This is a genomic window from Nocardioides sp. NPDC059952 (assembly GCF_042730435.1).
GTDB lineage: Bacteria > Actinomycetota > Actinomycetes > Propionibacteriales > Nocardioidaceae > Nocardioides.
On the sequence record NZ_JBHWLY010000085.1, the window covers coordinates 1 to 24,309 of the forward strand.

General features: G+C 68.6%; 20 protein-coding genes. 9 read left to right on the forward strand and 11 right to left on the reverse strand.

The window, feature by feature from the left end; translation table 11 throughout:
- Positions 1 to 35 precede the first annotated feature (35 nt).
- Genes ACFV9G_RS26060 through ACFV9G_RS26070 form a run of 3 tightly spaced genes read right to left on the reverse strand, consistent with a single transcriptional unit; the run spans position 36 to position 3,063 of the window.
- The gene (locus ACFV9G_RS26060) at positions 36 to 1,259 is read right to left on the reverse strand and encodes an ABC transporter permease (RefSeq protein ID WP_378731514.1); all 1,224 of its coding nucleotides are present in this window, start codon (positions 1,257 to 1,259) and stop codon (positions 36 to 38) included.
- Positions 1,256 to 1,963 (reverse strand): ABC transporter ATP-binding protein, encoded by a 708-nt coding sequence (locus ACFV9G_RS26065; RefSeq protein ID WP_378731516.1) that lies wholly within the window; start codon positions 1,961 to 1,963, stop codon positions 1,256 to 1,258. The genes ACFV9G_RS26060 and ACFV9G_RS26065 overlap by 4 nt, the downstream gene beginning before the upstream one ends.
- A complete protein-coding gene (locus ACFV9G_RS26070) occupies positions 1,960 to 3,063 on the reverse strand; it encodes an efflux RND transporter periplasmic adaptor subunit (protein ID WP_378731518.1) in 1,104 nt (367 codons plus the stop codon). Before ACFV9G_RS26070 ends, ACFV9G_RS26065 begins: the two co-directional genes overlap by 4 nt.
- Positions 3,064 to 3,214: 151 nt before the next feature.
- Here ACFV9G_RS26070 and ACFV9G_RS26075 point away from each other — a divergent pair, with 151 nt between their 5' ends.
- On the forward strand, positions 3,215 to 4,504 hold the full coding sequence (locus tag ACFV9G_RS26075) for a helix-turn-helix domain-containing protein (protein WP_378731520.1): 1,290 nt from the start codon (positions 3,215 to 3,217) through the stop codon (positions 4,502 to 4,504).
- Between the two features lie 15 nt (positions 4,505 to 4,519).
- Here the strand turns inward: ACFV9G_RS26075 and ACFV9G_RS26080 are convergent, their stop codons facing one another.
- The 3 genes from ACFV9G_RS26080 to ACFV9G_RS26090 form a co-directional block, all read right to left on the reverse strand.
- The gene (locus ACFV9G_RS26080) at positions 4,520 to 4,975 is read right to left on the reverse strand and encodes an SRPBCC family protein (protein WP_378731522.1); all 456 of its coding nucleotides are present in this window, start codon (positions 4,973 to 4,975) and stop codon (positions 4,520 to 4,522) included.
- Positions 4,976 to 5,052: 77 nt separating this feature from the next.
- On the reverse strand, positions 5,053 to 7,716 hold the full coding sequence (locus ACFV9G_RS26085; protein ID WP_378731524.1) for a calcium-binding protein: 2,664 nt from the start codon (positions 7,714 to 7,716) through the stop codon (positions 5,053 to 5,055).
- 118 nt (positions 7,717 to 7,834) lie between these two features.
- On the reverse strand, positions 7,835 to 9,286 hold the full coding sequence (locus ACFV9G_RS26090; protein ID WP_378731527.1) for a CCA tRNA nucleotidyltransferase: 1,452 nt from the start codon (positions 9,284 to 9,286) through the stop codon (positions 7,835 to 7,837).
- 50 nt (positions 9,287 to 9,336) lie between these two features.
- Here ACFV9G_RS26090 and ACFV9G_RS26095 point away from each other — a divergent pair, with 50 nt between their 5' ends.
- From ACFV9G_RS26095 to trxA, 5 genes are all read left to right on the forward strand, one after another.
- Positions 9,337 to 11,529, forward strand: a complete 2,193-nt coding sequence (locus ACFV9G_RS26095; protein WP_378731529.1) for a DUF6049 family protein — start codon at positions 9,337 to 9,339, stop codon at positions 11,527 to 11,529.
- Positions 11,526 to 13,247, forward strand: a complete 1,722-nt coding sequence (gene murJ, locus ACFV9G_RS26100) for a murein biosynthesis integral membrane protein MurJ (protein ID WP_378731531.1) — start codon at positions 11,526 to 11,528, stop codon at positions 13,245 to 13,247. Before ACFV9G_RS26095 ends, murJ begins: the two co-directional genes overlap by 4 nt.
- A gap of 52 nt (positions 13,248 to 13,299) precedes the next feature.
- The gene (locus ACFV9G_RS26105; RefSeq protein WP_378731533.1) at positions 13,300 to 15,042 is read left to right on the forward strand and encodes a protein kinase family protein; all 1,743 of its coding nucleotides are present in this window, start codon (positions 13,300 to 13,302) and stop codon (positions 15,040 to 15,042) included.
- Between the two features lie 91 nt (positions 15,043 to 15,133).
- The gene (gene trxB, locus ACFV9G_RS26110; protein ID WP_378731535.1) at positions 15,134 to 16,108 is read left to right on the forward strand and encodes a thioredoxin-disulfide reductase; all 975 of its coding nucleotides are present in this window, start codon (positions 15,134 to 15,136) and stop codon (positions 16,106 to 16,108) included.
- Between the two features lie 123 nt (positions 16,109 to 16,231).
- Positions 16,232 to 16,561, forward strand: a complete 330-nt coding sequence (gene trxA, locus ACFV9G_RS26115) for a thioredoxin (protein ID WP_091044069.1) — start codon at positions 16,232 to 16,234, stop codon at positions 16,559 to 16,561.
- Positions 16,562 to 16,676: 115 nt separating this feature from the next.
- On the opposite strand, the gene ACFV9G_RS26120 is transcribed toward trxA, so the two are convergent.
- Entirely contained in the window at positions 16,677 to 17,333 is a 657-nt protein-coding gene (locus ACFV9G_RS26120; RefSeq protein ID WP_378731537.1) for a GNAT family N-acetyltransferase, read from the reverse strand.
- 67 nt (positions 17,334 to 17,400) lie between these two features.
- On the opposite strand from ACFV9G_RS26120, the gene ACFV9G_RS26125 reads away from it, so the two are divergent.
- On the forward strand, positions 17,401 to 18,717 hold the full coding sequence (locus ACFV9G_RS26125; RefSeq protein ID WP_378731539.1) for a PLP-dependent aminotransferase family protein: 1,317 nt from the start codon (positions 17,401 to 17,403) through the stop codon (positions 18,715 to 18,717).
- Positions 18,718 to 18,939: 222 nt separating this feature from the next.
- Here ACFV9G_RS26125 and ACFV9G_RS26130 read toward each other — a convergent pair whose 3' ends face one another.
- The 4 genes from ACFV9G_RS26130 to rsmG all read right to left on the reverse strand — a co-directional run bounded on the left by ACFV9G_RS26130 (position 18,940) and on the right by rsmG (position 22,002).
- On the reverse strand, positions 18,940 to 19,980 hold the full coding sequence (locus tag ACFV9G_RS26130) for a ParB/RepB/Spo0J family partition protein (protein WP_378731541.1): 1,041 nt from the start codon (positions 19,978 to 19,980) through the stop codon (positions 18,940 to 18,942).
- An 18-nt stretch (positions 19,981 to 19,998) separates the two neighbouring features.
- On the reverse strand, positions 19,999 to 20,178 hold the full coding sequence (locus tag ACFV9G_RS26135; RefSeq protein WP_378731543.1) for a hypothetical protein: 180 nt from the start codon (positions 20,176 to 20,178) through the stop codon (positions 19,999 to 20,001).
- 1 nt (position 20,179) lies between these two features.
- Positions 20,180 to 21,115, reverse strand: coding sequence for a ParA family protein (locus tag ACFV9G_RS26140; protein ID WP_378731546.1), 936 nt, complete (start codon positions 21,113 to 21,115; stop codon positions 20,180 to 20,182).
- 146 nt (positions 21,116 to 21,261) lie between these two features.
- A complete protein-coding gene (rsmG, locus tag ACFV9G_RS26145) occupies positions 21,262 to 22,002 on the reverse strand; it encodes a 16S rRNA (guanine(527)-N(7))-methyltransferase RsmG (RefSeq protein WP_378731548.1) in 741 nt (246 codons plus the stop codon).
- Between the two features lie 403 nt (positions 22,003 to 22,405).
- On the opposite strand from rsmG, the gene ACFV9G_RS26150 reads away from it, so the two are divergent.
- Together ACFV9G_RS26150 and ACFV9G_RS26155 are read left to right on the forward strand one after the other, a co-directional pair.
- A complete protein-coding gene (locus ACFV9G_RS26150) occupies positions 22,406 to 22,696 on the forward strand; it encodes a GIY-YIG nuclease family protein (protein ID WP_378731550.1) in 291 nt (96 codons plus the stop codon).
- Positions 22,697 to 23,429: 733 nt separating this feature from the next.
- The gene (locus tag ACFV9G_RS26155) at positions 23,430 to 24,185 is read left to right on the forward strand and encodes a L,D-transpeptidase family protein (RefSeq protein ID WP_378731553.1); all 756 of its coding nucleotides are present in this window, start codon (positions 23,430 to 23,432) and stop codon (positions 24,183 to 24,185) included.
- Positions 24,186 to 24,309 lie beyond the last annotated feature (124 nt).

Here is a 24,309-nt window from a genome sequence, read left to right on the forward strand (position 1 = left end):
GCGTTATGACGCGCCGACTCGGCGGGATTCTTGGTTCAGAACCGGATCGCGTCGATGATCCTGACCCGCGCGGCGATCATCGCCGGGAGGATGCCCGCGATCGCGCCTACCGCGAGGGCGACGGCGAGACCGAGGAACGCCGCCGAGAGCGGGAAGGGCGGGACGTCGTCGATGCCCTCGAGGACGTACTTCTCCACCAGCGGGTTCTTGATCGCGGCGACGGCCAGGAGCACGCCGACCACGCCCGCGACGACGGTGGCCACGACGCTCTCCATCATCACCGAGAAGAACACCCGCCCCGTGGTTGCGCCGAAGCTGCGCCGGATCCCGATCTCACGGATCCGCTGCTGGATGGTCACCAGCGCGATGTTGAGCAGGCTCAGCGCACCGAGCAGCAGGATGATCCCGGCGATCCCGAGGATCACCCACTTGACCGGTCCGATCGGGTCCTCGCCACCCCAGGCCATGTAGTCGTCGCGCTGGGCGTCGACCTGGAGTCCCGGGAGCTCGGCACGCATCGCCATCCCGATCTCGTTGGCCAGCTCGTCGGCGCCCTCGACCGGCACCCACATCTCGTAGCTGGCGTCGGTGGGGCCTCCGGCCTGCCAGTGCTCCATCGAGTCGGCCAGCATGAACGCGCGCGGCGTGCCGTAGCCCCGCAGGCTCGTCACGCCGACGATCGTGGCGGTCACCGACATCCCCTGGCCGTTCAGCTCCACGGAGGTCGGCAGCGGCACACCCTGCAGGCCGAGTTTCTTGGCGAAGGTCTCGTCGATCACCAACGCCGGCGAGAGCCGCTCCGCGTCGGACTCGTCGAGCCAGCGGCCCTGCGGCACCACGACCCGGTGGATGGCGGCGTACGCGGGGTCGACGCCCATCAGCTCGACCCGCTTGCTGCGACTCGACGTGGTCGCCTTGATGTCGTAGGCGGAGATCCGCGCCGATGCGTACGTCACGTCGAACCGCTCCGCGACCGTCTGGAACGCGGGCCGGACCCGCTCGACGGAGAGCGGCATGCCGTTGGTGTCGTCGTAGGCCATCACCGAGATGTGTGCCGGCCGCCCGTCGACCTCGTAGGACTCGGTGAACATCTGCTTCGCGATCTGTCCGGCCGCGACGGTCGCGGTGATCGAGGCGACCGCGACCGCCACTCCGACCAGGGACAACAGCACCCGGAGCTTGTGGATGCGCAGCTCCTGCCACGCCTCGACGGTCGAGGCGGCCAGACCGGTGACGAGGCGGGCCAGGGCCGCTCTCACGCCACCGCCTCCTCGGTCAACGGGTGCAGCCGACCCTCGGCCAGCCGGAACCGCCGCCGGGCCAGGGCGGCGACGTTCTGGTCGTGGGTGATCGTGATCAGCGCCGCGCCGGAGTCGTACGTCGCCTGGTCGAGCAGCTTCATCACCATCGCGCCGGTCTCGACGTCGAGCGCGCCGGTCGGCTCGTCGGCGAGGACGACCGACGGGGTGCGCACGAGCGCCCGGGCGATGGCGATGCGCTGCTGCTCGCCGCCGGAGAGGAACTGCGGCATCGCGTCGAGCCGGTCGCCGAGGCCGACCTGGTCGAGCATCTCGGTCGCGCGCCTCCGTCGTTGCCAGAACTCCTTCCCCGAGGCGTAGAGCAGCGGTGCCATCACGTTCTCCAGCGCCGTACGCCCCGGCAGCAGGTTGAACTGCTGGAAGACGAACCCGACGTCCCGGCCGCGGATCCGGGCCGCCTGCCGGTTGCTGATCTCGGTGACGTTGCGACCTGCCCACTCGAGGGTGCCGCCGGTGGGCCGATCCAACAGGCCGAGCAGGTTCAGCAGCGTCGACTTGCCGGTGCCGGAGCGGCCGACGATGCCGACATGGTCGCCTCGGCGTACGGCCAGATCGACGCCGGTCAGGATGTGCAGGTCCTCGCCGTCAGGGAGCTCGACCGTGCGGGCCACGCCGGTGAGCCGCAGGAGCTCCTCCGCGCTCACATCTCCCCCACGGGCATCTCTTCGGACATCCCGTCGCCCGACTCCTTCGAGCCCGGGACGTAGCGCAGCACCGAGTCGCCGGCCTTCAGCCCGCTGGTGACCTCGACGAGCTTGCCGTCGGTGACGCCGAGCTTGACCGGCTGCTCGGTCGGGGTGCCGTCCTCGCCGACGACCCAGACGCTGCCGTCGCGTACCAGGCCGGCGACGGCGGTGACCGGGATGGTGACCACGTCGCCGTCGCTCTTGCCCGCGTCGATCGTCATGGTCATCGTCAGACCGTCGAAGACGGTCACCTTCTCCGGCACCAGGCAGCTGATCCGGGCGCCGGCGCCGGACTCGCCCTCGGTCCCGGACTCGCCCTCCATCATCTCGCCCTCGGGTGCGTCGTCGGTGATCGTCTCGGTCGCCGCGTCGCCGATGCTCAGGTCGGTGCAGGTGAACGGCTTCGGACCGCCCTCGATGGTCACCGTCGCGGTGTCGGGGTCGGTGGCCAGCCGGTAGCGGTCCAGCGGCGAGATCGCGCCGACCGCCCGGAAGGTCGTGGGACGGATCGAGACCACCACGCCGTCCTCGGCCACCTCGCCCATCATGTCGACGGCGTAGTTGCCGACGACGCCGGTGGCGGGCGCGACGACCGTGTACCAGCGGTAGACCGGCTTGGGGGCGGACGGCTCGACCGGTGCGTCGTCGCGATCGCCGTCGCCGGTGGCGTCATCGACCTTCCCGGGCTCTTCGGCGGGCTCCTCCTCGACGGGCTCGGCAGGCTCATCCTCGGCGCGTACCTGGAAGAGCTTGTCGCCCTTCTTCACCCGGGCACCCGTCTCCGCGAACCTGTGCGCCAGCACGCCGGTCATCGAGCTGGTGGCCGAGACCGGCTTGTCGATCACGATCGTGCCGTCGACGGTGAGGGAGTTGGAGATCGTGCCCTTCTCGGCGACGACCTCCTCCGCAGGGATCTGCCCGGTCGGCGTGAGCGGTGCCCCGTCGGCATCCTGCGTCGACCCGGCGAAGGCCAGCTTGAAGAGGCTGACCGCGATGACCAGACCGATCACTGCCCAGAACGACTTGAAAAGTACGCGGCGCACCGCCGTCTTCGACATGAGCGGACTGTAGCCCCGCCTTCTGGATCGCTGCGGCCGAATTTCCACCGGGTTTGTCAACACTCCATCCACGTACGTCTCGAACACGTGTTTGATCCCCTAGACTCCGGGGCCGACCGATCGATCGCCTCAGGCACGGGAGACCCCCACGATGCGTCCCGACAACGACACGACCCCGGCAGGCAAGGGTTCGGCAGGCAAGGGCTCGACCGGAAATGGTCGCGGCCTCATCCTCTTCGGCGCCGTCTCGGTCGCGCTGATCTCGACGGCCGCCGCGTACGTCGCCATGGTCGGCTTCGGGCGCGACGTGCTCGCCATGGGTGCGATCAACGCCTACGCCTTCGCCGGCGTCTTCGAGCTCTCGCTGGTCACCGTGGCACTGATGGCCCGCGAGGCGGCTCAGCAGGACCGGCCGGCTCAGACCCTGCTGACCCTGACCTGGCTGCTGTCCGCGGCATCGGGGTTCTTCGCCGGCTGGCACGAGATCCACCTCGGCCACGCCGCCACCGCCGCGGCATTCCGGTTCATCGTGCCGCTGCTGGCCGCCCTGATGTGGCACCTGGCCCTCGTCGGTGACCGCCACCTGGCGATGGAACGCTCCTGGTCCGACCTGCGGATGGGGGCTCGCATGCATGCCCTCCTCGCCACCCGGGTCGAGTGGCGCCGGGCACGCGACACGGCGGTGCGGAAGCGTACGGCCTCGTCCCGCCGGAAGCTGGAGCGCGCGCAGAAGCGCTACTGGCGCGCCGAGGCGGTCGCCCTGCGGTCGGTCGCGCCGGGCGCGATGCGCGACCAGATCACCCAGTGGGTCGACGCCTTCGCCGCAGTCGCCGAGGGCACCCGCCAGGCCGACCGGCTCCCGATCACGCTGCCAGATGTGCACGAGGCGCTCAGCGTGCCGGTCATCGGGCGGGTCTCTGCCGAGCAGATCACGGAGCAGATCACCGAGCCGCTTGAGCAACGCGACGAGCTGGACGGCGAGCCGGTGCCGAACGATCTCGCCGACATGCCTCGCGAGGTGCTGCCGCCGCGGGAGAGCCGGACGCGCGAGATGGCCTCCGCCCTCGCCACCCCCGACACTCGCCGCCGGGTCTCGAGCCGGGTGACCGAGGCCGCCCGCACCGCCGCCGACGCCGCCCCGGGTGCCGGGATGGCCCCGGAGTTCAGCAACGGCCGCACGGCCACCAAGCCGCCCGAGGTCGACGGCACGCTCCTCGACCGGATCCCGTTCCCCGAGAACATCCCCGATCCCGAGCCGGCGATGGACTACCCCGACGCGTTCCCCGACGAGATCGAGGACCTGCTCGCGAACCTGCCGGAGGACAACGCTCAGGCCGCCAGAGTCCTGGTCCGCGCCGGCGCCCGGGTGCCGGACGTGGCCGCCAAGCTGGGCGTCAGCCAGCGCACCGTCTACCGGTGGACCACCAACGCCCGCACCTGACCGCCGCCGATCGGGTCAGCCCTCGAGGTCGGCCTTGAGCTTGGCGAGCGTGGTCGCCATGCCCGTACGCAGCTCCTCGGTGAAGTTCTCCTGACCGCCGAAGGCGACCTTCGTCAGCGAGCGTGAGAGCGCGGAGATGCCGGTCGGGGTCTCCCGGCGGTGGGTGACAGCGGTGCCATCGGCCGTCTCCGCCAGCTGGTAGGACCACACGGTCGTGTTCTCGGTGATCCGGAACGCGAAGTCGGAGTGCGGGGCGAAGCGTACGACTTTGGCGTTCGTCGGCCAGTGTTTCCAGCCTTGGTGGTTGATGTTGAGGAAGCGCGTCCCCTCCTTGACCTGCCCGAACACGACGGTCTTCACCACCTGCGGGCTCCACGAGGACATCCGCGGAAGGTCCGTGATCGCCGCCCACACCTGGGCCGGCGTCGCGTTGATGGTGGTCGTTGCCTCGAGATCTGTGATCGTCGTCATGCCCGGAACCGTACCGTCAGTATGGCTCGATGGACAGTAGTCGCCCAGATGTCAACAGCGCGGCCGGAGCCGTTCCGTCAGGGGATGTGCCTTCGGCGTTCGATCGAATACGCGACGTCCCGTCCGGTCCCGCCGTCGCCGTAGTCGCTCCCGGTGCCGCCATACAGACGGTCGCCACTGCTGTCGCCGTAGAGCTTGTCGGCGCCACCGACCCCGTAGAGGTAATCGGCACCCGCACCGCCCTGGATCACGTTCGCGGCACTGCTGCCGGTCAGCCGGTCGGCGTAGGAACCTCCCGTGAGGTTCTCGATCGCGAACATCCTGTCCGAGCCGGCCCCGCCGGATGCCGACGTCATGGTCGAGGTGACCCGTCCCGTCGCGCTTGTGAAGCTCGCCCTGTCCGTGCCCGATCCGCCATCCACCGTGTCGTTGCCCGAGTCGCCGCGCAGGACGTCGGCACCACTGCCGCCGAGCAGCCTGTCGTTCCCGCCGGCTCCGACCAGGGTGTCGTTGCCACCGCCACCGGCGATCACGTTGGCAACACCGTTGCCGGTCAGCGTGTCCGCGTATCCGCTGCCGGTGACGCTCTCGACGCCCGCCAGCGTGTCAGTGCCAACGCCGGAGCCTGTGGCTCGGGTCATCGAAGCCGTGACACGGCCGGTCGCGTAGTCGTACGAGACGGTGTCGGTGCCGCTGCCTCCGTCGACCGTGTCGTTGTCTGCATTGCCACGGAGGCTGTCGTTGCCGGCGCCGCCGAGGACCCGGTCGTTGCCGGTGCTGCCGAAGAGCGTGTCGTTGCCATCGCCACCGGACACGGTGTCGCTGCCCGGGCCGCCATTGAGGATGTCGTTTCCGCCACCGCCGGTGAGCACGTTGCCAACACTCGTCCCGACGATGGTGTCGCCATAGTTCGATCCGGTCACGTTCTCGCAGTCGAAGGCTCGGTCGTCACCGCCGCCGCCGGTGACGTTGTATGCCGTGTGAGGATCTGCGGCGGTGAACCGGATCGCCGACCCTGCGCCGGCGTACGAGACGGTGTCGGTCCCGGTGTTGCAGGCCAGGTGCTCGTCATCAGGTCCGCTGACGACGGTGTCGTTCCCGGCGCCTCCGCTGACCACATTTGCGCCGGCACCACCCGAGACGATGTCGTCGCCGTCACCGCCGTCCAGGACGTTGTCTGTCGGGTCACCGGTGAGGTGATCGCGGTAGCGGCTGCCGGTCAGGTTCTCGATGCCGGCCAGTGTGTCGTTCCCACTGCCTCCGGTCGCCTTCGTCGTCGATGCCGTGACACCGGCCCCGGCCGCCGCGTACGTGGCCGTGTCCAGGCCCAGGCCGCCGTCGATGCGGTCATTGCCGAGGCCGCCGTCGATCACGTTGTCGCCGTCGTCGCCGCCGAGGACGTCGTCGAAACGGGTGCCGACCAGTGCCATCCCCGAGACCGACGGCATCGGGATGCGCTGGGACGCAGTGATGACGGCCGGGTCTCCGATGGCGTACGTCGCAGGCTCGGTCAGGGCGCTGAATGTCAGAGTCCCACCCTGGTAGCTTCCTCGCTCACCCGGCGCACAGTCCGGGGCCATGGTGTCGTCCACGACGAACATGTCATTTCCGCCGCCGCCCTGGATGTTGCACAAGCGACCGGGATGAATCACGTCGTCGACCGACGATCCCCGCACCGTCACTCCAGGGGCAACGGTGAACGTGTCCCCGCTGCTGAAGGTCCCGGCGGTGCCGTCGATGGTGACTGGCGTCGTGGCTCCGGACACGACCTGCGCCGTCGAATCCACGAACGTGTCGGCCGCCGGCCCACCGAACAGCCGGTCGTGTCCTGGGCCGCCCTCGAGGACCGCGGCCTCAGGTCCGGCATGGAGTCGGTCGTCCCTAGACGATCCGACAAGGTTTTCGATGTCGCTGACGCCCACATCCCCTACCCCTGCTGGGTAGTACGCCACGTCCGGGCCTGGCCGGGCGGCCAGAGATACCGCGCGGTCGACACGGCTGAAGTCCAGCGTGTCGGTGCCCGCGCCGCCCATGTACGAATCGTTGTTGGTGTCGACCTCCGGGTCCATGTCGCCGCCGTAGAGCACGTCGTCACCGGCTCCGCCGCTGAGATACTCGCGGCGGTGATCGCGCCCAGCCAAGTGGTCGTCCTGAGGGCTCCCGCTCAGTTGGTAGAGGGCGCAGGGCACGCTGTCCATCCCTGCGCCCGTGTCCTGACGCGTCGCCGAAACATCGATCTGGGCGCCACAGAGGCTGAGGTCGACATTCACACCGACCGGCACGTCGGAGTAGAGCAATCGTCCGGCAACGGTTCCCTTGGCGACGACGATGTCGTCGTCGCCCATCCCCGGGAAGTAGTAGTCCATGCCACCGTTGCTCCGGAACACGTCGTTGCCGTCGCCGCCGCGCATGTAGTCGGTGCCGCCCGCCCCGATGATCAGGTCGTCTCCGCCCTCGCCGTAGACCTGATCGATGTCTGCTCCCACGCCGCTGCCGCCGCCCAGTCCACAGATCACGTCGTGTCCGCCCAACGCGTGGATGACGTCCACACCTGACGTACCAACGATGACGTCGTCGCCGTCGGTCGGCGCTCCGCCTGCACCGATGTCGACGGTGACGGCCAGGCCACCGCAGGTCGCGGGCGCAGGCTCGTCCGCAGCGGCCGAGGAGATGAGCAGCGCGCTTCCGGTCAACAGGATGGGGACGATGGAGGCGTACGCGACGAGGCGAGGACGAGACACGAGAGCTGCCTTCGATGAGTCGAGATGGAGTGTTGCGCACCTCTGTGAGACCCACGAGACCAGATCGCGCCGGCACAACCTAGCCCATCCCAGCCCCCTGGGGTATGGCACGAACGGGTCAGGCGGAGCGCTCGGCCCACCAGGCCAGCAGCCGCTTGGCGGCGTCGTCCTCGGAGAGGACACCCTCGTCGAGGCGTAGGTCCATCAGGAACTTGTACGCAGCCCCGACCTCGCGACCGGCAGGAATGCCCAGCAGCGACATGATCTGGTTGCCGTCGAGCGCGGGGCGGAGGGCGGCGAGCTCCTCCTCCTCGGAGATCCGCTCGATGCGGGCCTCGAGGGCGTCGTAGGTGCGGGCGAGGCGGTCGGCCTTGCGGCGGTTGCGGGTGGTGCAGTCGGCGCGGGTGAGCACGTGGAGCCGCTGCAGCTGGTCGCCGGCGTCTCGCACGTAGCGACGGACCGCGGAGTCGGTCCACTCCCCGTCTCCGTAGCCGTGGAAGCGCAGGTGCAGCTCGACGAGCGAGGAGACCGCGTCGATCTCGTCGTTGGAGAAGCGCAGCGCCTTCATCCGCTTGCGGGTCATCTTGGCGCCGACGACATCGTGGTGGTGGAACGAGACGGTGCCGTCGTCGTGGAACTTCCGGGTGCGCGGCTTGCCGACGTCGTGCATCAGCGCCGCGAACCGCGAGACGAAGTCGGGCCCGCCACCGAGACGCGCCTCCTGCTCGATCGACTGCTCGAGCACGGTCAGGGTGTGCTCGTAGACGTCCTTGTGCCGGTTGTGCTCGTCGCGCTCCATCCGCAGCGCGGTCAGCTCGGGCAGCACCAGGTCGGCCAGCCCGGTCTCGACGAGCAGCGAGAGGCCTCGACGCGGGAAGGGCGCGCAGATCAGCTTCACCAGCTCGTCACGAACCCGCTCGGCGGAGATGATCGAGATCCGCTCGGCCATGTCGGTCATTGCCGCCACGACCTCCGGCGCGACGTCGAAGCCGAGCTGGGCGGCGAATCGCGCCGCGCGCATCATCCGCAGCGGGTCGTCGGAGAAGGAGTCCTCCGGGGTCCCGGGCGTACGCAGCACCCGGGTCGCCAGGTCGACCACACCGCCGTATAGGTCGACGACCTCACGGCCGGGGAGCCGCACCGCCATCGCGTTGACGGTGAAGTCGCGGCGTACGAGATCGTCGGCCAGCGAGGTCCCGTAGGCAACGGCAGGCTTGCGGGAGTCGGCCGCGTAGGCCTCGGAGCGGTAGGTGGTGACCTCGACCTGCCACGGGCCCTTGCGGGTGCCGATGGTGCCGAAGTCGCGACCCATGTCCCACAGCGCCTCGCCCCACGTACGCAGGATCTTCTCGGTCTCCTCGGGGCGGGCCGAGGTGGTGAAGTCGAGGTCGTTGTGCGGTCGGCCGAGCATCGCGTCGCGGACGGGGCCGCCGACCAGCGCCAACTCGTGACCGTCTGCAGCGAAGGCCTCTCCGAGGGAGTCTATGACCGGTGCGATACGGTCCAGTTCAGCAGTCACCGATCGCTGAACATCGGCGACGCTGATCGGGGGAAGCTGGCTGTCGGACACAACGCCGCAGTCTACGAGGACCGCACCCCCTGAAAGATATTCTCGAAGTCATGCCAGTCCGCCAGCATCAGGCGAGGCCGCCACGGCCACGTGGGCGAGTCACCGCCGCACTCGTCCTGGTGCTGCTGGCACCCCTGCTGCTGATGCTGTCCGCGACCACGCTGGCCGCTCCGGCACGGGCCGCGGAGGAGACCGCGGAGCCCGATCCGCTGGCGATGAGCATCGACGAGCTCGACACGGTCAGCCTCGACGGCCGCACCAAGGGCCGGATCACCCTGCGCGGCAAGGTCACCAACACCACCGAGGAGGAGTGGCACGGCGTCAAGGTCTACCCGTTCGTGGGCGACACGCCGATGACCACCTCCGAGGAGCTGGCCGAGGCCGCCGACATGCCCGCGGACGCCCTGGTCGGCGAGCGGGTCGTGGCCGAGGGGACGTACGCGGCGATCCCCGACCTCGCGCCCGGCGAGACCTACTCGTGGTCGCTCTCGGTGCCGCGCAGACTGCTGGGCGTCACCGAGCCCGGGGTCTACTGGTTCGGGGTCCACGCGCTCGGCTCCACCACGCCGAACACCGCCGACGGTCGGGCACGCACGTTCCTTCCGCTGGTCAAGGAGCCGAACAAGAAGGCCAAGGCCGAGAAGGTGTCGCTGGTGATGCCGCTACGGCGCAGCGTGGTCTACAACGGCGACGGCAGCGTGAACTACCTCCCGGGCTGGACCCGCGACCTGGGCGCCGGCGGACGGCTCTTCCGGATGCTCGAGACCGGCTCCGAGATGCCCGATCTCACCTGGGCCATCGACCCGGCGCTGATCGATGCCGTACGCAACCTCGCCGAGGGCAACCCCGCCCGCAACCTGGCGCCGACGGACGAGGGTGAGGAGGAGCCGGAGGAGAGCGGGAGCCAGAGTGCGTCACCCTCGGCCTCCGCGCTGCTGCCGAGCCCCTCGGCCAGCGCCGACGCCGACGCCGAGGAGCCGATCGACGAGGAGGCCGAGGCTGCGAAGCAGGCCGCGACGGTCTGGCTGGGTCGCCTCGAGGACGCGCTCGCCGGCCACAACCTGATCGCTCTCCCCTACGCCGACCCGGACCTGTCCGCGCTCGCCACGACCGACCCCGACCTGCTGGCCACGGCGCGCGAGCACACCGCCCAGGCGCTCGCCGAGCTCGGCATCAAGGCGACCTCGGCCGTCGCGCCGCCGACCGGCTACCTCGATCGCGCCGCGGTCAACCTGCTCGAGCCGGGTGCGGTCAGCCTGGTCAGCGACAAGATGTTCCGCGGCACCGCACCGGTCATCGCCGACCTCGACGGTCACCAGATGATCGTGACGTCCTCCGGCGCTGCCGCCGGCGGGCCCGGGCCCAACGATCCGATCGACGCGATCTCGGTGCGCCAGCGTCTCGTCGCCGAGGCGGCCCTGCTGCGCGGCTCCGGCAAGCCGCTCATCGCCGTGCTCCCCGACGGCTGGCACCCTCCGCAGAGCGCGACCTCGTTCGTCACCCCCTGGAACAAGGCCGCCTGGATCTCGTCCTCGACCCTGGACGAGGCCCTCACCGGTCACAAGGCGACGTCGATCACGGCCGACAAGCTCCGCTACCCCCGTCGCGAGATGAAGGCAGAGATCTCCTCCGACCGGATCGACACGGCCAACGAGCTCATCGGTGCCGGCGAGATGCTGCAGCGGATCCTGACCCACAACGACGAGGTCGCTTCCGACATCCTCAGCGAGGCTCTGACCTCGATCTCCTACTCCGCCCGCAAGAGCAACACCGACCCGGCCGCCGACGCGCTGAGCGAGGTCAGCTCCGAGCTCAGCTCGGTCACCGTGGCCGTACCGCCGAAGGTGATCCTCTCCAGCATGAAGGGCGGCGAGTTCCAGGTCACCCTGAGCAACGAGCTCGACGAGCCCGTCACGGTGCGGCTGGACGCGATCACCGACGAGTCGCTGCGGGTCGCGACCTCCGAGCCGGTCCAGCTCGACGCCAACTCCAAGGCCAGCTTCAACCTCGCCGCGAGCATGCTCGACACCGGCACCCACACCGCGCTGATCGTCGTCACCGACACCAAGGGCAACCCGCTGGGCGCCCACGCCTCCGTCCCGATCCGCCCCTCGCAGGTGAGCGGAGTGATCTGGTGGTTCGTCGGCACCGGCTGCGCGCTACTCTTCGCGGCGATCGCCGTGCGACTCACCCGGCGCATCATGAAGGCCAAGAAAGCACGTACGTCAGGAGGCGACGAGTGAGTGGAGAGCGCGAGCGCGGAACGAGCTCAGGCGCTCTCGACGAGCGAGGAGCCGAAGCGAGCGAAGCGATCGGCAGTGATGTGACAGCCCCCGAGCAGAAGTCCGGCGGAAGCTCGATCCTGGCCAACAGCGCGGTGATGGCCGCGGGGACGATGTTCTCCAGGGCCAGCGGGTTCATCCGCTCAGCACTCCTCGTCGCCGCCCTCGGCTCCGGGCTGCACGCCGACGTCTTCAACATCGCCAACACCGTGCCCAACATGCTCTACATCCTGTTGGCGGGCGGCGTCTTCAACGCGGTGCTCGTGCCGCAGCTGGTGAAGGCGCAGAAGAAGGACGCGGACGGCGGGGCTGCCTACACCGACCGGATCATCACGCTCGCCGGGCTCTTCCTCGGTCTCGTCACGATCGTCCTGGTGCTCGCGGCGCCGCTGTTGATGAACCTCTACCTCAGCGACAAGTGGTACGCCGCGGAGAACGCCGCCCAGCTCGAGTCGGCCATCGACTTCGCCCGCTGGTGCCTGCCGCAGGTCTTCTTCTACGGGATGTTCGTGCTGGTCGGGCAGGTGCTCAACTCCCGCGGCAGCTTCGGGCCGATGATGTGGGCCCCGATCGCCAACAACATCATCGCGATCACGACCCTGGTGACCTACCTGGTCGTCTTCGGGCCCTCCGACGTCGGTGGCTTCACCACCGGCCAGGAGGTTCTCCTGGGGCTCGGCTCGACCCTCGGCATCGTCCTCCAGTTCCTTTTGCTCCTGCCGGTGCTGCACAAGACCGGTGTGCGCTACCGACCCCGCTTCGACTTCCGCGGCGCCGGGCTCTCGCAGACCGCGAGGCTGGGCATGTGGACGGTGCTCTTCGTGGTCGTCAACCAGGTGGCGTACACGATCGTGGTCAACCTCGCCTCGGAAGGTTCGGGAACCGGCGGCACCGGCTACACGGTCTATTCCAACAGCTTCCTGGTCACCCAGGTGCCGCACTCGATCATCACCGTCTCCCTGGCGACGGCGATCCTGCCGGTCCTGTCGCGCTACGGCGCCGCCGGCGAGCTGCCCGAGCTGGGACGTACGCTGTCGCAGCAGCTGCGCAACGCGCTCGCCATCGTGATCCCGATCGCCTCACTGATCCCGGTGCTCTCCGAGGACATCGCCCACCTCCTGTTCGGCTACGGCGCCGGCGCCGACGCGTTCAAGGACTACGCCCCGACGCTGACGGTCTTCGCGGCCGGGCTGGTCTTCTTCACGATCCACTACCTGCTGCTGCGCGGCTTCTACTCGCTGGAGCAGAACCGCACGGTCTTCTTCATCCAGTGCGCGGTCGCCACCACCAACATCGTCGCCGCGCTGCTGCTGACCAGGGCCGTCTCCTCGGAATACACCGCGCCCGCACTCGCCGGCGCCTACACGCTGTCCTACCTGGTCGGCTCCGTCGTCTCGTACGTCGTGCTCAAGCGCACGCTCGGAGACCTGGACGGTCGCGGGCTGCTCGGGTTCCTCGCCCGCCTGGTCATGGTGACCGTCGTGGCCGCGGCCGCCGCATGGCTGCTCCGCACGGCGCTGGGCATGATCAACGACGAGCCGACGATGGTGCTGGCCTTGATCGGGGCCGCTATCGTCGGGGCGCTGCATCTCGGCATGCTGCTCCTCGGGGCGCAGGCTGCCCAGGTCAAGGAGCTGACCACGATGGTGCAACAGGTTGCCCGACGGCTGCGCCGTTGACCATCGGACAGCCTCATCACTGTCTGGCAAGGTCTGAAAGAATGGGTCCGATATGGAGTTCACGCAATCAGGCGACGTCCTCGCCGGCAGATACCAGCTGACGGATCTGCTGAGCGAGTCCCGCGAGGGACGCTTCTGGCGCGCCCAGGACGCGGTGCTCGGCCGCCCGGTTGCCGTGCACGTCCTCGATGCCCGCGACGAGCGCGCACCGCGCCTGATGGCCGCGGCCCGCAACTCCGCTGCCGTCGGCGACCCCCGGATGCTGCGCGTCCTCGACGCCGCCCAGACCGACCAGGTGGCGTACGTCGTCAACGAGTGGGGCGAGGGCTCGTCGCTGGAGAACGCGCTGGCCGCCGGTGGCCCGCTGCCGCCGCAGCAGGCCGCCTGGATCGCCTCCGAGGTCGCCGACCTGCTGGTCCTGGCCCACGACCAGGGCCACGCCCACGGCCGGCTCAACCCCGAGGCCGTGCTGCTCGACGACCTCGGCGCGGTGCGTGTCATCGGCTTCGGTGTCGACGCCGCGCTGCACGGGATCGACCCCGACACACGTGACTCCCAGCGACGCGACCGCGTCGACGCAGTCGGCGTCCTCTACGCCGCCCTGACCGGCAAGTGGGCGGGCGAGACGCTGTCCTCGATGCCTCCGGCGCCGCGCGACCACGGCCGCGTGCTCCGTCCCCGTCAGGTACGCGCCGGTGTGCCGCGTCCGCTCGACGACCTCTGCGACCGGGTGCTGGGCAGCGGCGCCGACATGCCGCCGCTGACCGCGGCCGAGCTGCACTCCGCGCTCGCCGGTTTCTCCGGTGAGCCGACCGCCCCGCTCAACCGGCCCTCGGCCATCGACGAGGAGACCCAGGCGATGGCCGCGCCGCCCCAGGCCGAGCCGGCCGAGGCACGGGCTGCGTCGAACGCCATCGGCGTGGCTCCCGACGCCGTGCGCCCCCAGCGCCAGCGTCCGTCCTCCCCGCCGCCGATGCAGGACCCGACCCCGTCGAAGCCGCTGTTCGCCGACGAGACCCCCGGCTACGTACCGCCGCAGCGCCCCCAGCAGGCGCCTCCGGCCGCTGCCCGGCGTCCGGTGGCCCCGGATGCCTCCTACAACGGCTGGCAGGGCCCGTGGACCGGCGCCAACGTACCGATCGCCGAGGAGCCGGACTACAACCAGAAGCCCGGCACCAACTGGCTCCGCGTCGCCATGGGCGTCGGCCTCGTCGTGCTGGTCCTCATCGCCGGGTCGATCGCCTGGAACATCATCAACGACGACCCCAACACGACCGCCGAGAACCCCGGCACCGGCAACAACGGCGGCGACAACACCGCTGCCGCCGAGCCGACCGTCATCAAGGGCATCACCGCCAAGGACCTCGACCCCCACGGCGACCCGCCCACCGAGACGCCCGACCTTGTCGACCTCGTGGTCGACGGCGACACGAAGGGTCTGGCGTGGCGTACGCAGCGATACAACGATCAGATCGGCGACCGCCCCCGTTCCCTCAAGCCCGGCATCGGCCTGGTCCTCAACCTCAAGGGCGAGTACGCCGTCGACTCCCTGAAGTTCAACATGATCGGCGAGCCCACCGACATCGAGGTCTACGTCGGCGACTCCCCGTGGAGCGACGACCCGACCGGCGCTCCCGCCGCCAAGGGCAGCGTCGGCACCGAGGACGAGATCACGGTCGATGGCGCCCCTGAGGGCAGCTACGTACTCGTGTGGATGACTGGTCTCCCCCAGGTCGACGGCGGCTACCGCGCCGAGGTCAAGGAAGTCCAGGTCCTCGGCACCCCCGTCTCCTGACGCGAGTCGGGGTCTCGGCGTTCAGGGCCCTGGAATGTACGTGGCCTACGATCTGTTGTGCAGTTCGCCAGCCACACCTGAGGAGCCATTGATGCCGACCCCGTCGTCCCCGACCGACCCCCGCAACGTGATCGTCGTGGGTTCCGGCCCGTCGGGCTACACCGCAGCTGTCTACAGCGCCCGCGCCGGACTGCAGCCGCTCGTCTTCGAGGGGTCGGTGACCGCCGGCGGTGCCCTGATGAACACCACCGACGTGGAGAACTTCCCCGGCTTCCGTGACGGCATCATGGGCCCGGAGCTGATGGACAACATGCGTGCCCAGGCGGAGCGCTTCGGCGCCGAGCTCGAGCCCGACGACGTCATCGAGATGGACCTCACCGGTCCGGTCAAGGTCATCAAGACCGCGACCGACACCCACTACGCGAAGGCCGTCATCCTCGCCACCGGCTCGGGCTACAAGAAGCTCGACCTGCCCCGCGAGGACGAGCTCTCCGGCAAGGGCGTCTCCTGGTGTGCCACCTGCGACGGCTTCTTCTTCCGTCAGAAGCCCATCGTGGTCGTCGGCGGCGGCGACTCCGCGCTGGAGGAGGCCCTCTTCCTGACCCGCTTCGGCTCCTCGGTCACCCTGCTCGTACGCCGCGACGAGCTGCGCGCCTCCAAGATCATGCAGGAGCGCGCCTTCGCCGACCCGAAGCTCGAGATCGCCTGGAACTCCGTGGTCGAGTCCATCAACGGCGAGCTCTCCGTGGAGAGCATCACCGTCAAGGACACCAAGACCGGCGAGCTCCGCGACCTGGAGTGCTCCGGCCTGTTCATCGCGATCGGCCACATCCCGAGGTCCGAGCTGCTCGTGGGCCAGGTCGACCTCGACGACGATGGCTACGTTCTGACCAAGGACGGCTCCACGGCCACCAACATCGAGGGCGTCTTCGCCGCAGGTGACCTGGTCGACCACGTCTACCGCCAGGCGATCACCGCCGCCGGCACCGGCTGCCAGGCCGCGCTCGACGCGGAGAAGTTCCTCGCCCACCAGGCCCACGCCGAGGCGGCTGCCGTCTCGGCCTGATCGCCGCGCCTACCCTGGTCATCTCGACAAGCTCGATGACCGGGGGCTGGGAATGCGCGACGCAGACCCAGCGTTCTGACCACAGACTTCCCAATACCCGTCCCTACCGAGAAGGAACCCATCGTGGCTGACAACATGACCGCCGTGACCGACGCCGAGTTCGACTCGACCGTCCTGAAGTCCGACAAGCCCGTACTGGTCGACTTCTGGGCCGAGTGGTGTGGCCCGTGCCGCCAGGTCTCCCCGATCCTCGAGGAGCTCGCCGGCGAGCACGGTGACAAGGTCACCTTCACCAAGATGAACGTCGACGAGAACCCGGTCACCCCCTCCACCTACCGCGTCACCGGCATCCCGACCATCAACGTCTACCAGGGCGGCGAGGTCGTGAAGTCCATCGTCGGCGCCAAGCCGAAGGCCGCGCTCCTCAAGGAGCTGCAGGAGTTCATCGGCTGACACCAGCTGTCACGATGGCGCGCCACTGTCACGGTGGCGCGCCATCGTCATTTCGCGGAACGGGTGGTCTCGACAGGCTCGACCACCGGGCTCGACCACGTTTCACATGAAACATTCACTCCGCGTCGCGATGCAGCTCAGATGAGGCGGGGGACGGATGGTTGCGGGGGCGTACGACCTCCCGCAGCCGCTCCCAGGCCGACTCGAAGTCGTCGATCCAGGTGACCGTCTGCTTCAGATCCATCCGCATCCGCGGGACCGTGGGGTGATCCCGGTACGTCTTGAAACCGACCCGGCCCAGAAAGTCGGCAGGGGCGGCGCAGCGCCGGCCGTGGATCCCGCTCAGCGGCCCGACGTCACCGAAGGCCTCGATCGCGCGGACCGATCCCCGCTGGACCAGGTCGCGCGCCATCCCCTGCACGAGCATCCGGCCGATCCCGCCACCGGCATGGCGCGGATCGATCCACACCGTGGTCATCAGGACCGCGTCGGCGGACACCGGGCCGGAGGGGAACGAGGCCACCCGTGGCACGAAGACCGGTGGCGCGTAGAGCACGAACCCCGCAGGCGTACCGTCCACGACGGCCACCCGCCCGCACGACCCCCATTCGCGGAGCACCTCGGAGATCCATGCCTCCTTGAGCCCGACCGTCTGCGCGGAGGCGACGCGTCGATGGCCGACGGGGTCGCGCTCCCAGAACAGACAGGCGCGACACGGCGCCGGGACCTCGGCGAAGAGGTCCAGCGTCAGCGGCAGGATACGGCGTGCCATGTCTCACCCTTGATACTCGGTTAAGGGTCTGTCACCAGCGTATGCGATCCTTCATGATGGTGACACCATGACTGATCTTCCCCAGCGCGCAACATCATCCCGACTCGATCCCTACGCCGACCGCTACGCCGCACGCACCGCAGGCATGACGGTCTCGGAGGTCCGAGCTCTCTTCGCAGTGGCTGCGCGCCCGGAGGTCGTCTCGCTGGCAGGCGGCATGCCCAACATCTCCAGCCTTCCGCTGGACGTGGTCGGCGACTCGATCAAGGATCTGATCCTGACCCAGGGCCCGACCGCGCTGCAGTACGGCGGCGGCCAGGGCGATCCCGTTCTGCGCGAGCAGATCTGCGAGGTCATGCGCCTGGAGGGCATCGAGGCCCACCCCGACGACGTCGTCGTCACCGTCGGCTCCCAGCAGGCCGTCGACCTGGTCACCCGCGTCTTCTGCGACCCCGGCGATGTCGTGATCTGTGAGGCTCCTTCGTACGTCGGGGCTCTGGGCGTCTTCAAGGGCTACCAGTGCGACATCGTGCACGCCGAGGTCGACGCCAGCGGCCTGATCCCGAGCGCGCTCGAGCAGGCGATCGTCTCCACCAAGGCCTCCGGCCGCAAGGTGAAGTTCCTCTACACGATCCCGAACTTCCAGAACCCGACCGGCGTCACCATGACGCCCGAGCGCCGCACCGAGATCCTCGAGATCTGCCGGCGCCACGACATCCTGGTCCTCGAGGACAACCCCTACGGGCTCCTCGGCTTCGACGACGAGCCCCGCCCGGCGATGCGCGCCCAGGACCCGGGTGTCATCTACCTCGGTTCGTTCTCCAAGACGTTCTCCCCGGGCCTGCGGGTCGGCTGGGCGCTGGCCCCCTCCGCGATCCGCGAGAAGCTGGTCCTCGCCCAGGAGTCCGCGACGCTCTGTCCGCCGCCGTTCAACCAGATGGCCGTCTCCGCCTACCTCGCCAACCACGACTGGCAGGGCCAGATCAAGCAGATGCGGGAGATGTACCGCGAGCGCCGTGACGCCATGCTCGACGCGCTCGAGGACTACATGCCCGCGGCGTGCACGTGGACCAAGCCCGACGGCGGCTTCTTCGTCTGGCTGACGCTCCCCTCCGGTATCGACAGCAAGGCGATGCTGCCTCGCGCGGTCACCTCGCGAGTCGCGTTCGTCCCCGGCACCGGCTTCTTCGCCGACGGCTTCGGCGCCTCCTCGATGCGGATCTCCTACTGCTATCCCACCCCGGAGCGGATCCGAGAAGGCGTACGCCGCCTGGCGGGTGTCATCGAGGCCGAGATGGAGCTCCTGGAGACGTTCGGTGCGACCGGGCCGATCCCCGGCCTCCCCATCCGCGGCGCTGAGCACCCCTCGACGAACACGCAGTAGGTCGGCCACCGGTGGTCGAGCCTGTCGAGACCACCTGTCACGCAAGGGTCATCTCGACAAGCTCGATGACCGATCCCCGAGCCTCATCTCGACAAGCTCGATGACCGGGAGACCTCGGTGGTCGAGCTTGTCGAGACCACCTGGCCTCGTTGAGAGGTCATCTCGACAAGCTCGATGACCGGGCAAATCTATTTGTCGACAAAGCGCTTTATCGCTTGATGCCTAAATGGACTCGTCTGGTGCGGCTGACATCAGCTCGACGATCCGGCGCAGGTCCTCCAGGGTGGCGAACTCGACGGTGATCTTTCCCTTGGAACGGCCCAGATCGACCTTGACCCGGGTGTCGAAGCGGTCCGAGAGCTTGTCGGAGATCTCCTTGAGCCCGGGAGCAGTCGGCTTGGCTCGCCGCACGCGCGGCGTGGCGAAGGCGTCACCGTCCGGGTCTCCCAGGGCGACGATCTCCTCGAGGCCGCGTACGGAGATGCCCTCCGCGACCACCTTCTGAGCCAGCTTGTCCTGCTGCGCCTCGCCGTCGACCGCAAGCAGCGCCCGGGCGTGACCGGCCGAGAGAACGCCGGCGGCGACCCGGCGCTGGACCGACGGGGACAGCTTCAGGAGCCGGATCGTGTTCGAGATCTGCGGCCGCGACCGACCGATCCGCTGCGCGAGCTCGTCGTGGGTGCACTCGAAGTCGCTGAGCAGCTGCTGGTAGGCCGCCGCCTCTTCGAGAGGGTTCAGCTGCGAGCGGTGCAGGTTCTCCAGAAGCGCGTCCCGAAGCATGTCGGTGTCGTCGGTCTCGCGGACGATCGCCGGGATGACATCGAGGCCGGCCTTCTGAGTGGCGCGCCACCGGCGCTCACCCATGACCAGTTCGTAGGAGTCGGTCGCCACCTTCCGGACGACGATGGGCTGGAGAAGGCCGATTTCCTCGATCGAATGGACCAGTTCGGCCATCGCCTCTTCGTCGAAGACCTGACGAGGCTGCACGTGGTTGGGGTGGATCTGCGTGACCGGCAGCTCGGCGAAATATGCGCCGTCGACGGGTGCCAGATTCGAATTCTCGATCTGGCGGCCTTCCGCCGAGTCGGTGGACCCGGGGTCCACGGATGAGCCAGAAGTCGCTCCAGCGGAAAGGTCCGAATGACGGACGTCCGGCTGGACAGAAGCGCTGTCCGCCGGCTCGTTCCCGCCAGCCGGAGGAGCGGTCGGGATCAGTGAGCCCAGACCTCGTCCGAGACCACGCTTCGGCGGCTGCTTACTCATTTCTTCATGTCCCCCATGTCAGATTCTTGCTGTTTCGCGGGTGGTCTCGACAAGCTCGACCACCGGATTTCTGGCCGCTTCGCGGGTGATCTCGACAGGCTCGACCACCGGAGTTCCGGCCGCTTCGCGGGTGGTCTCGACAGGCTCGACCACCGGTGCTCTGCCCGTCTCGCCAGTGATCTCGACAAGCTCGATCACCTCAGTGCTCGCTCTGTTTGGCGAGCTCCTTGGCGGCCTCGAGATAGCTCAGCGCACCGGGCGAGCCCGGGTCGTACGTCATCACCGTCTGCCCGAACGACGGCGCCTCGGACACACGCACGGCGCGGGGGATGAAGGTGCGCATGACCGTGTCGCCGAAGTGCTCGCGCACCTCCTCGGCGACCTGCGACGCGAGGCGGGTGCGGGCGTCGTACATCGTGATCAGCATCGAGGAGACCTTGAGCGTCGGGTTCAGCGCGGCGCGGACCATCTCGACGGTTTTGAGGAGCTGTCCCAGACCCTCCAGCGCGTAGTACTCGGCCTGGATCGGGATCATCACCTCGGTGCTCGCGACGAGCGCGTTGACCGTGAGCAGGCCCAGCGACGGCGGGCAGTCGATGAGGACGTAGTCCCAACGGTCTTCAGCGTCACCCACGCGGGGGGACCTGGCCAGCGCCTCTTTCAGGCGCTGCTCACGTCCGCGCTCCTCGACGAGCTCGACCTCGGCGCCGGCCAGGTCGATGGTCGCCGGCACCAGCTCGAGGCCCTCGAGCTTCGGGACCGGCACGACGACGTCCTCGAGGGTGGCCCCCTCGACCAGGACCTCGTACGTCCCCGGGGTGCCTTGGAAGTGGTCGACGTCGAACGCGGTGCAGGCGTTGCCCTGCGGGTCGAGGTCGATGACCAGAACCTTCTGACCGAGCTGCGCCAGGGCCGCAGCGATGTTGACCGTCGAGGTGGTCTTGCCGACGCCGCCCTTCTGGTTGGCGGAGACGATCACGCGCGTGCTCGCCGGGCGTGGCAGTGGCGGCCGATTGCTCGCCGCACCACGCGCCAGGAGCGTGTGCTCGGCGGCAGCGGCCAGCGGCGTCGCCTCCGTGTCGAAGTCGTTCTCGAAGGACGCGATGTCCCCCGCCGTACGGAGCCTGATCGACACCGGTTCGTCGGTTTCACGTGAAACGGCGTTCTGTGCGCTCTCGTCGTCGTACGGCATGTTTCCTCATCCTCATCGTTCGGTCATCGAGCTTGTCGAGATGACGTCTCACGCCCGAAAGCTCGTGGTCTCGACAAGCTCGACCACCTTCAACGGCGGCGCTTCTTCTTGCGGGACCCGCCCTTGGGCCCCTTCTGGCCGCCCTTCGGGACCGGCGGCCAATCTACCTGTGCGGGATCCGACCAAACCACCCGAACCGCGACAGTTGTTGTCTCCAAAACGCCTACACCGAGCTCTGAGACCGTCGGCGGTGCGCATCCCCACTTCTTCAGCGCCGCTTCGGCCTCGTCGATCTCCGCTTCGATGCTCGACCCCTTCATCGCGACGAGCGCGCCCGTCGGTACGACCAACGGCATCGACCAGTCGAGCAGCTTGCCCAGGCCGGCCACGGCTCGCGAGGTCACCACGTCGAACCCGAGCTCGCCGTGGAAGGCATCCGCCCTCCCCCGCAACACCGTCACGTTCTCGAGACCGAGATCCTCGGCGACCTCCTCGAGAAAGGTCGTACGCCGCAGCAGCGGCTCGATCAGCGTGATGTGCAGATCCGGGCGGGCGATCGCGAGGACCAAGCCCGGCAGTCCCGCACCAGACCCGATGTCAGCTACCGCGACCCCCTCGGGGATCACCTCCCCGAGCACGGCGCAGTTGAGGATGTGCCGATCCCACAGCCGCGGAACCTCCCGCGGTCCGATCAAACCGCGCACAACCCCCGCGTCGGCCAGCCAGGCGGCGTACCTCTCTGCGAGCTCCAGCCGATCAGCCGGAAAGAGCTTCTCCGCCCGAGGGTCCACCTCGCCCAGGCCACCCAAGTCCCCACGTTCCTCGCTCACACACGAACTGTTTCACGTGAAACGCACAACCAAGAACTCCCGATGGCCGAACCCCGTCGAGACCACCTCACCCACGTACGCACGAGTTCCCGGTGGTCGAGCCTGTCGAGACCACGACACCCACGTACGCACGCGGTCCCGTTGGTCGAGCCTGTCGAGACCACGACTCGCGCTCCCCTCACCGCGTCATCTCGACAAGCTCGATGACCCAGCTCCGGTGGTCGAGCTTGTCGAGACCACGGCACCCTCGTACGGATGAGGTCATCTCGACAAGCTCGATGACCCAGCTCCGGTGGTCGAGCCTGTCGAGACCACCACCCCAGACGAAGCAGAGGTCTCGACAAGCTCGACCTCGAGGAGCGCTCGACCCAGGACTGTCGGTGGTCGCACTCATGATGAGGACATGGCTTACACATACATGCTTCTCTGCGCCGACCGAACCCTCTACGTCGGCAGCACGACGGACCTCGAACGCCGCATGATCGAGCACCGGGTCGGCCTCGGTTCGGAGTACACCCGCCATCGCCTCCCGGTGCAGTTGGTCTGGTACGAGCAGTACGACCACGTCGATCATGCGTTCATGCGGGAGAAGCAGGTCCAGAACTGGAGTCGGGCCAAGCGCCTCGCTCTCATCAGAGGAGACCTCGGCGAGCTCCCGCGCCTCGCCAACACGTCGACGACCCCACACCCCTGACCCACACTCAGCAGCGAGGGTCATCTCGACAAGCTCGATGACCGATGGTCGAGCCTCCCGAGACCACAGCACCTACGAGGTTCCGGTGGTCGAGCCAGTCGAGACCACCACCCCACTCCCCTCACCACGTCATCTCGACAAGCTCGATGACCGACCCCGATGGTCGAGCCTGTCGAGACCACCACACGTACGCACGCACGAGTCTCTGGTGCTCGGGGCTGTCGAGACCACAACTCCCGCTCCCCCCACCACGTCATCTCGACAAGCTCGATGACCGACCCCGATGGTCGAGCCTGTCGAGACCACCACATGCACGTACGCACGAGCCTCCGGTGGTCGAGCCTGGTGGTCGAGCCTGTCGAGACCACGACTCCCGCTCCCCCTCGCCACGTCATCTCGACAAGCTCGATGACCGACCACGGTGGTCGAGCTTGTCGAGACCACCGCCTCTACGTACGCACGAGGTCATCTCGACAGGCTCGATGACCGCCCCGTTTCACGTGAAACCGACCTCCCTGGAGACGCCTGGAAGAACGCTGGCCCAACGAATCCGCGGAAGGGTTCCCAAAGGCGCCGCGCGGGCGCTGGGTGCGCTAAAGTCCGCGGGCAGGCTCGCGAATCTGATGCAACCGCGCACGCTGCTCGAACGTCTTAGTCGTAGTAGGTCGCACCCCGGGTGCGACTCCAGCGGCCCGTGCGACCGGGCCCCCCATCCATGACCCACGGAGCTGATGTGAACGTCCGTAGAACCCCGGTGGCGATCTTCCTCACCACCATTCTCGCCCTGGGATTCTCCCTGGGCTCGATCGCGGCGCCGAGCAGCGCCCAGGCCAGCGCGCCGTCGGCCTCCGTCGGGCAGGTCGGGCTGCACACGGCATACAAGGCTCTCTACCAACAGGGCTCCACGGGCATCGGGGTCCGCAAGATCCAGGCTCGCCTCAAGGAGCGGCAGATCTTCAAGGGACGCGTCACTGGCACCTACGGCTCGAAGACCGCCGGCGCCGTCAAGGTCTTCCAGCGCAACCAGCACCTGACGGTCACCGGCAAGGTCAACCAGCGCACCCTCGACCGGCTCCGCTCGCTGACCAGCACCCCGACCGACGCGAAGCTCTACAACCTCGACCGCCGCTGCCTCACCGGCCGCGTCCTCTGTGTCGACAAGACCGACCGCCGGATGCGCTACGTACGCAGCGGCAAGATCATCCGAGCGATGGATGCCCGCTTCGGCTGCTCCGACACGAAGACCCGCGAGGGCGCTTTCAAGATCTTCAGGAAGAGCCGCAACCACGTCTCGTCGATCTACCACACGCCGATGCCGTACGCGATGTTCTTCAACGGCGGCCAGGCGGTGCACTACTCCTCGGACTTCGCCGCCCGCGGCTACAACGGCTGCTCCCACGGCTGCGCGAACGTACGCAACAAGTCGTCGATCGCCTGGGTCTTCGACCAGGTCCGCATCGGTGACCGGGTCGTCGTCTACTGGTCCTAGCCGCGCCGGTGGTCGAGCTTGTCGAGACCACCGGCCCTCAACAAGGTGGTGGTCTCGACAGGCTCGACCACCGGGCAACCCGTTCCACGTGAAACACCCACACAAAGAGATCGCCCCTCGTGCC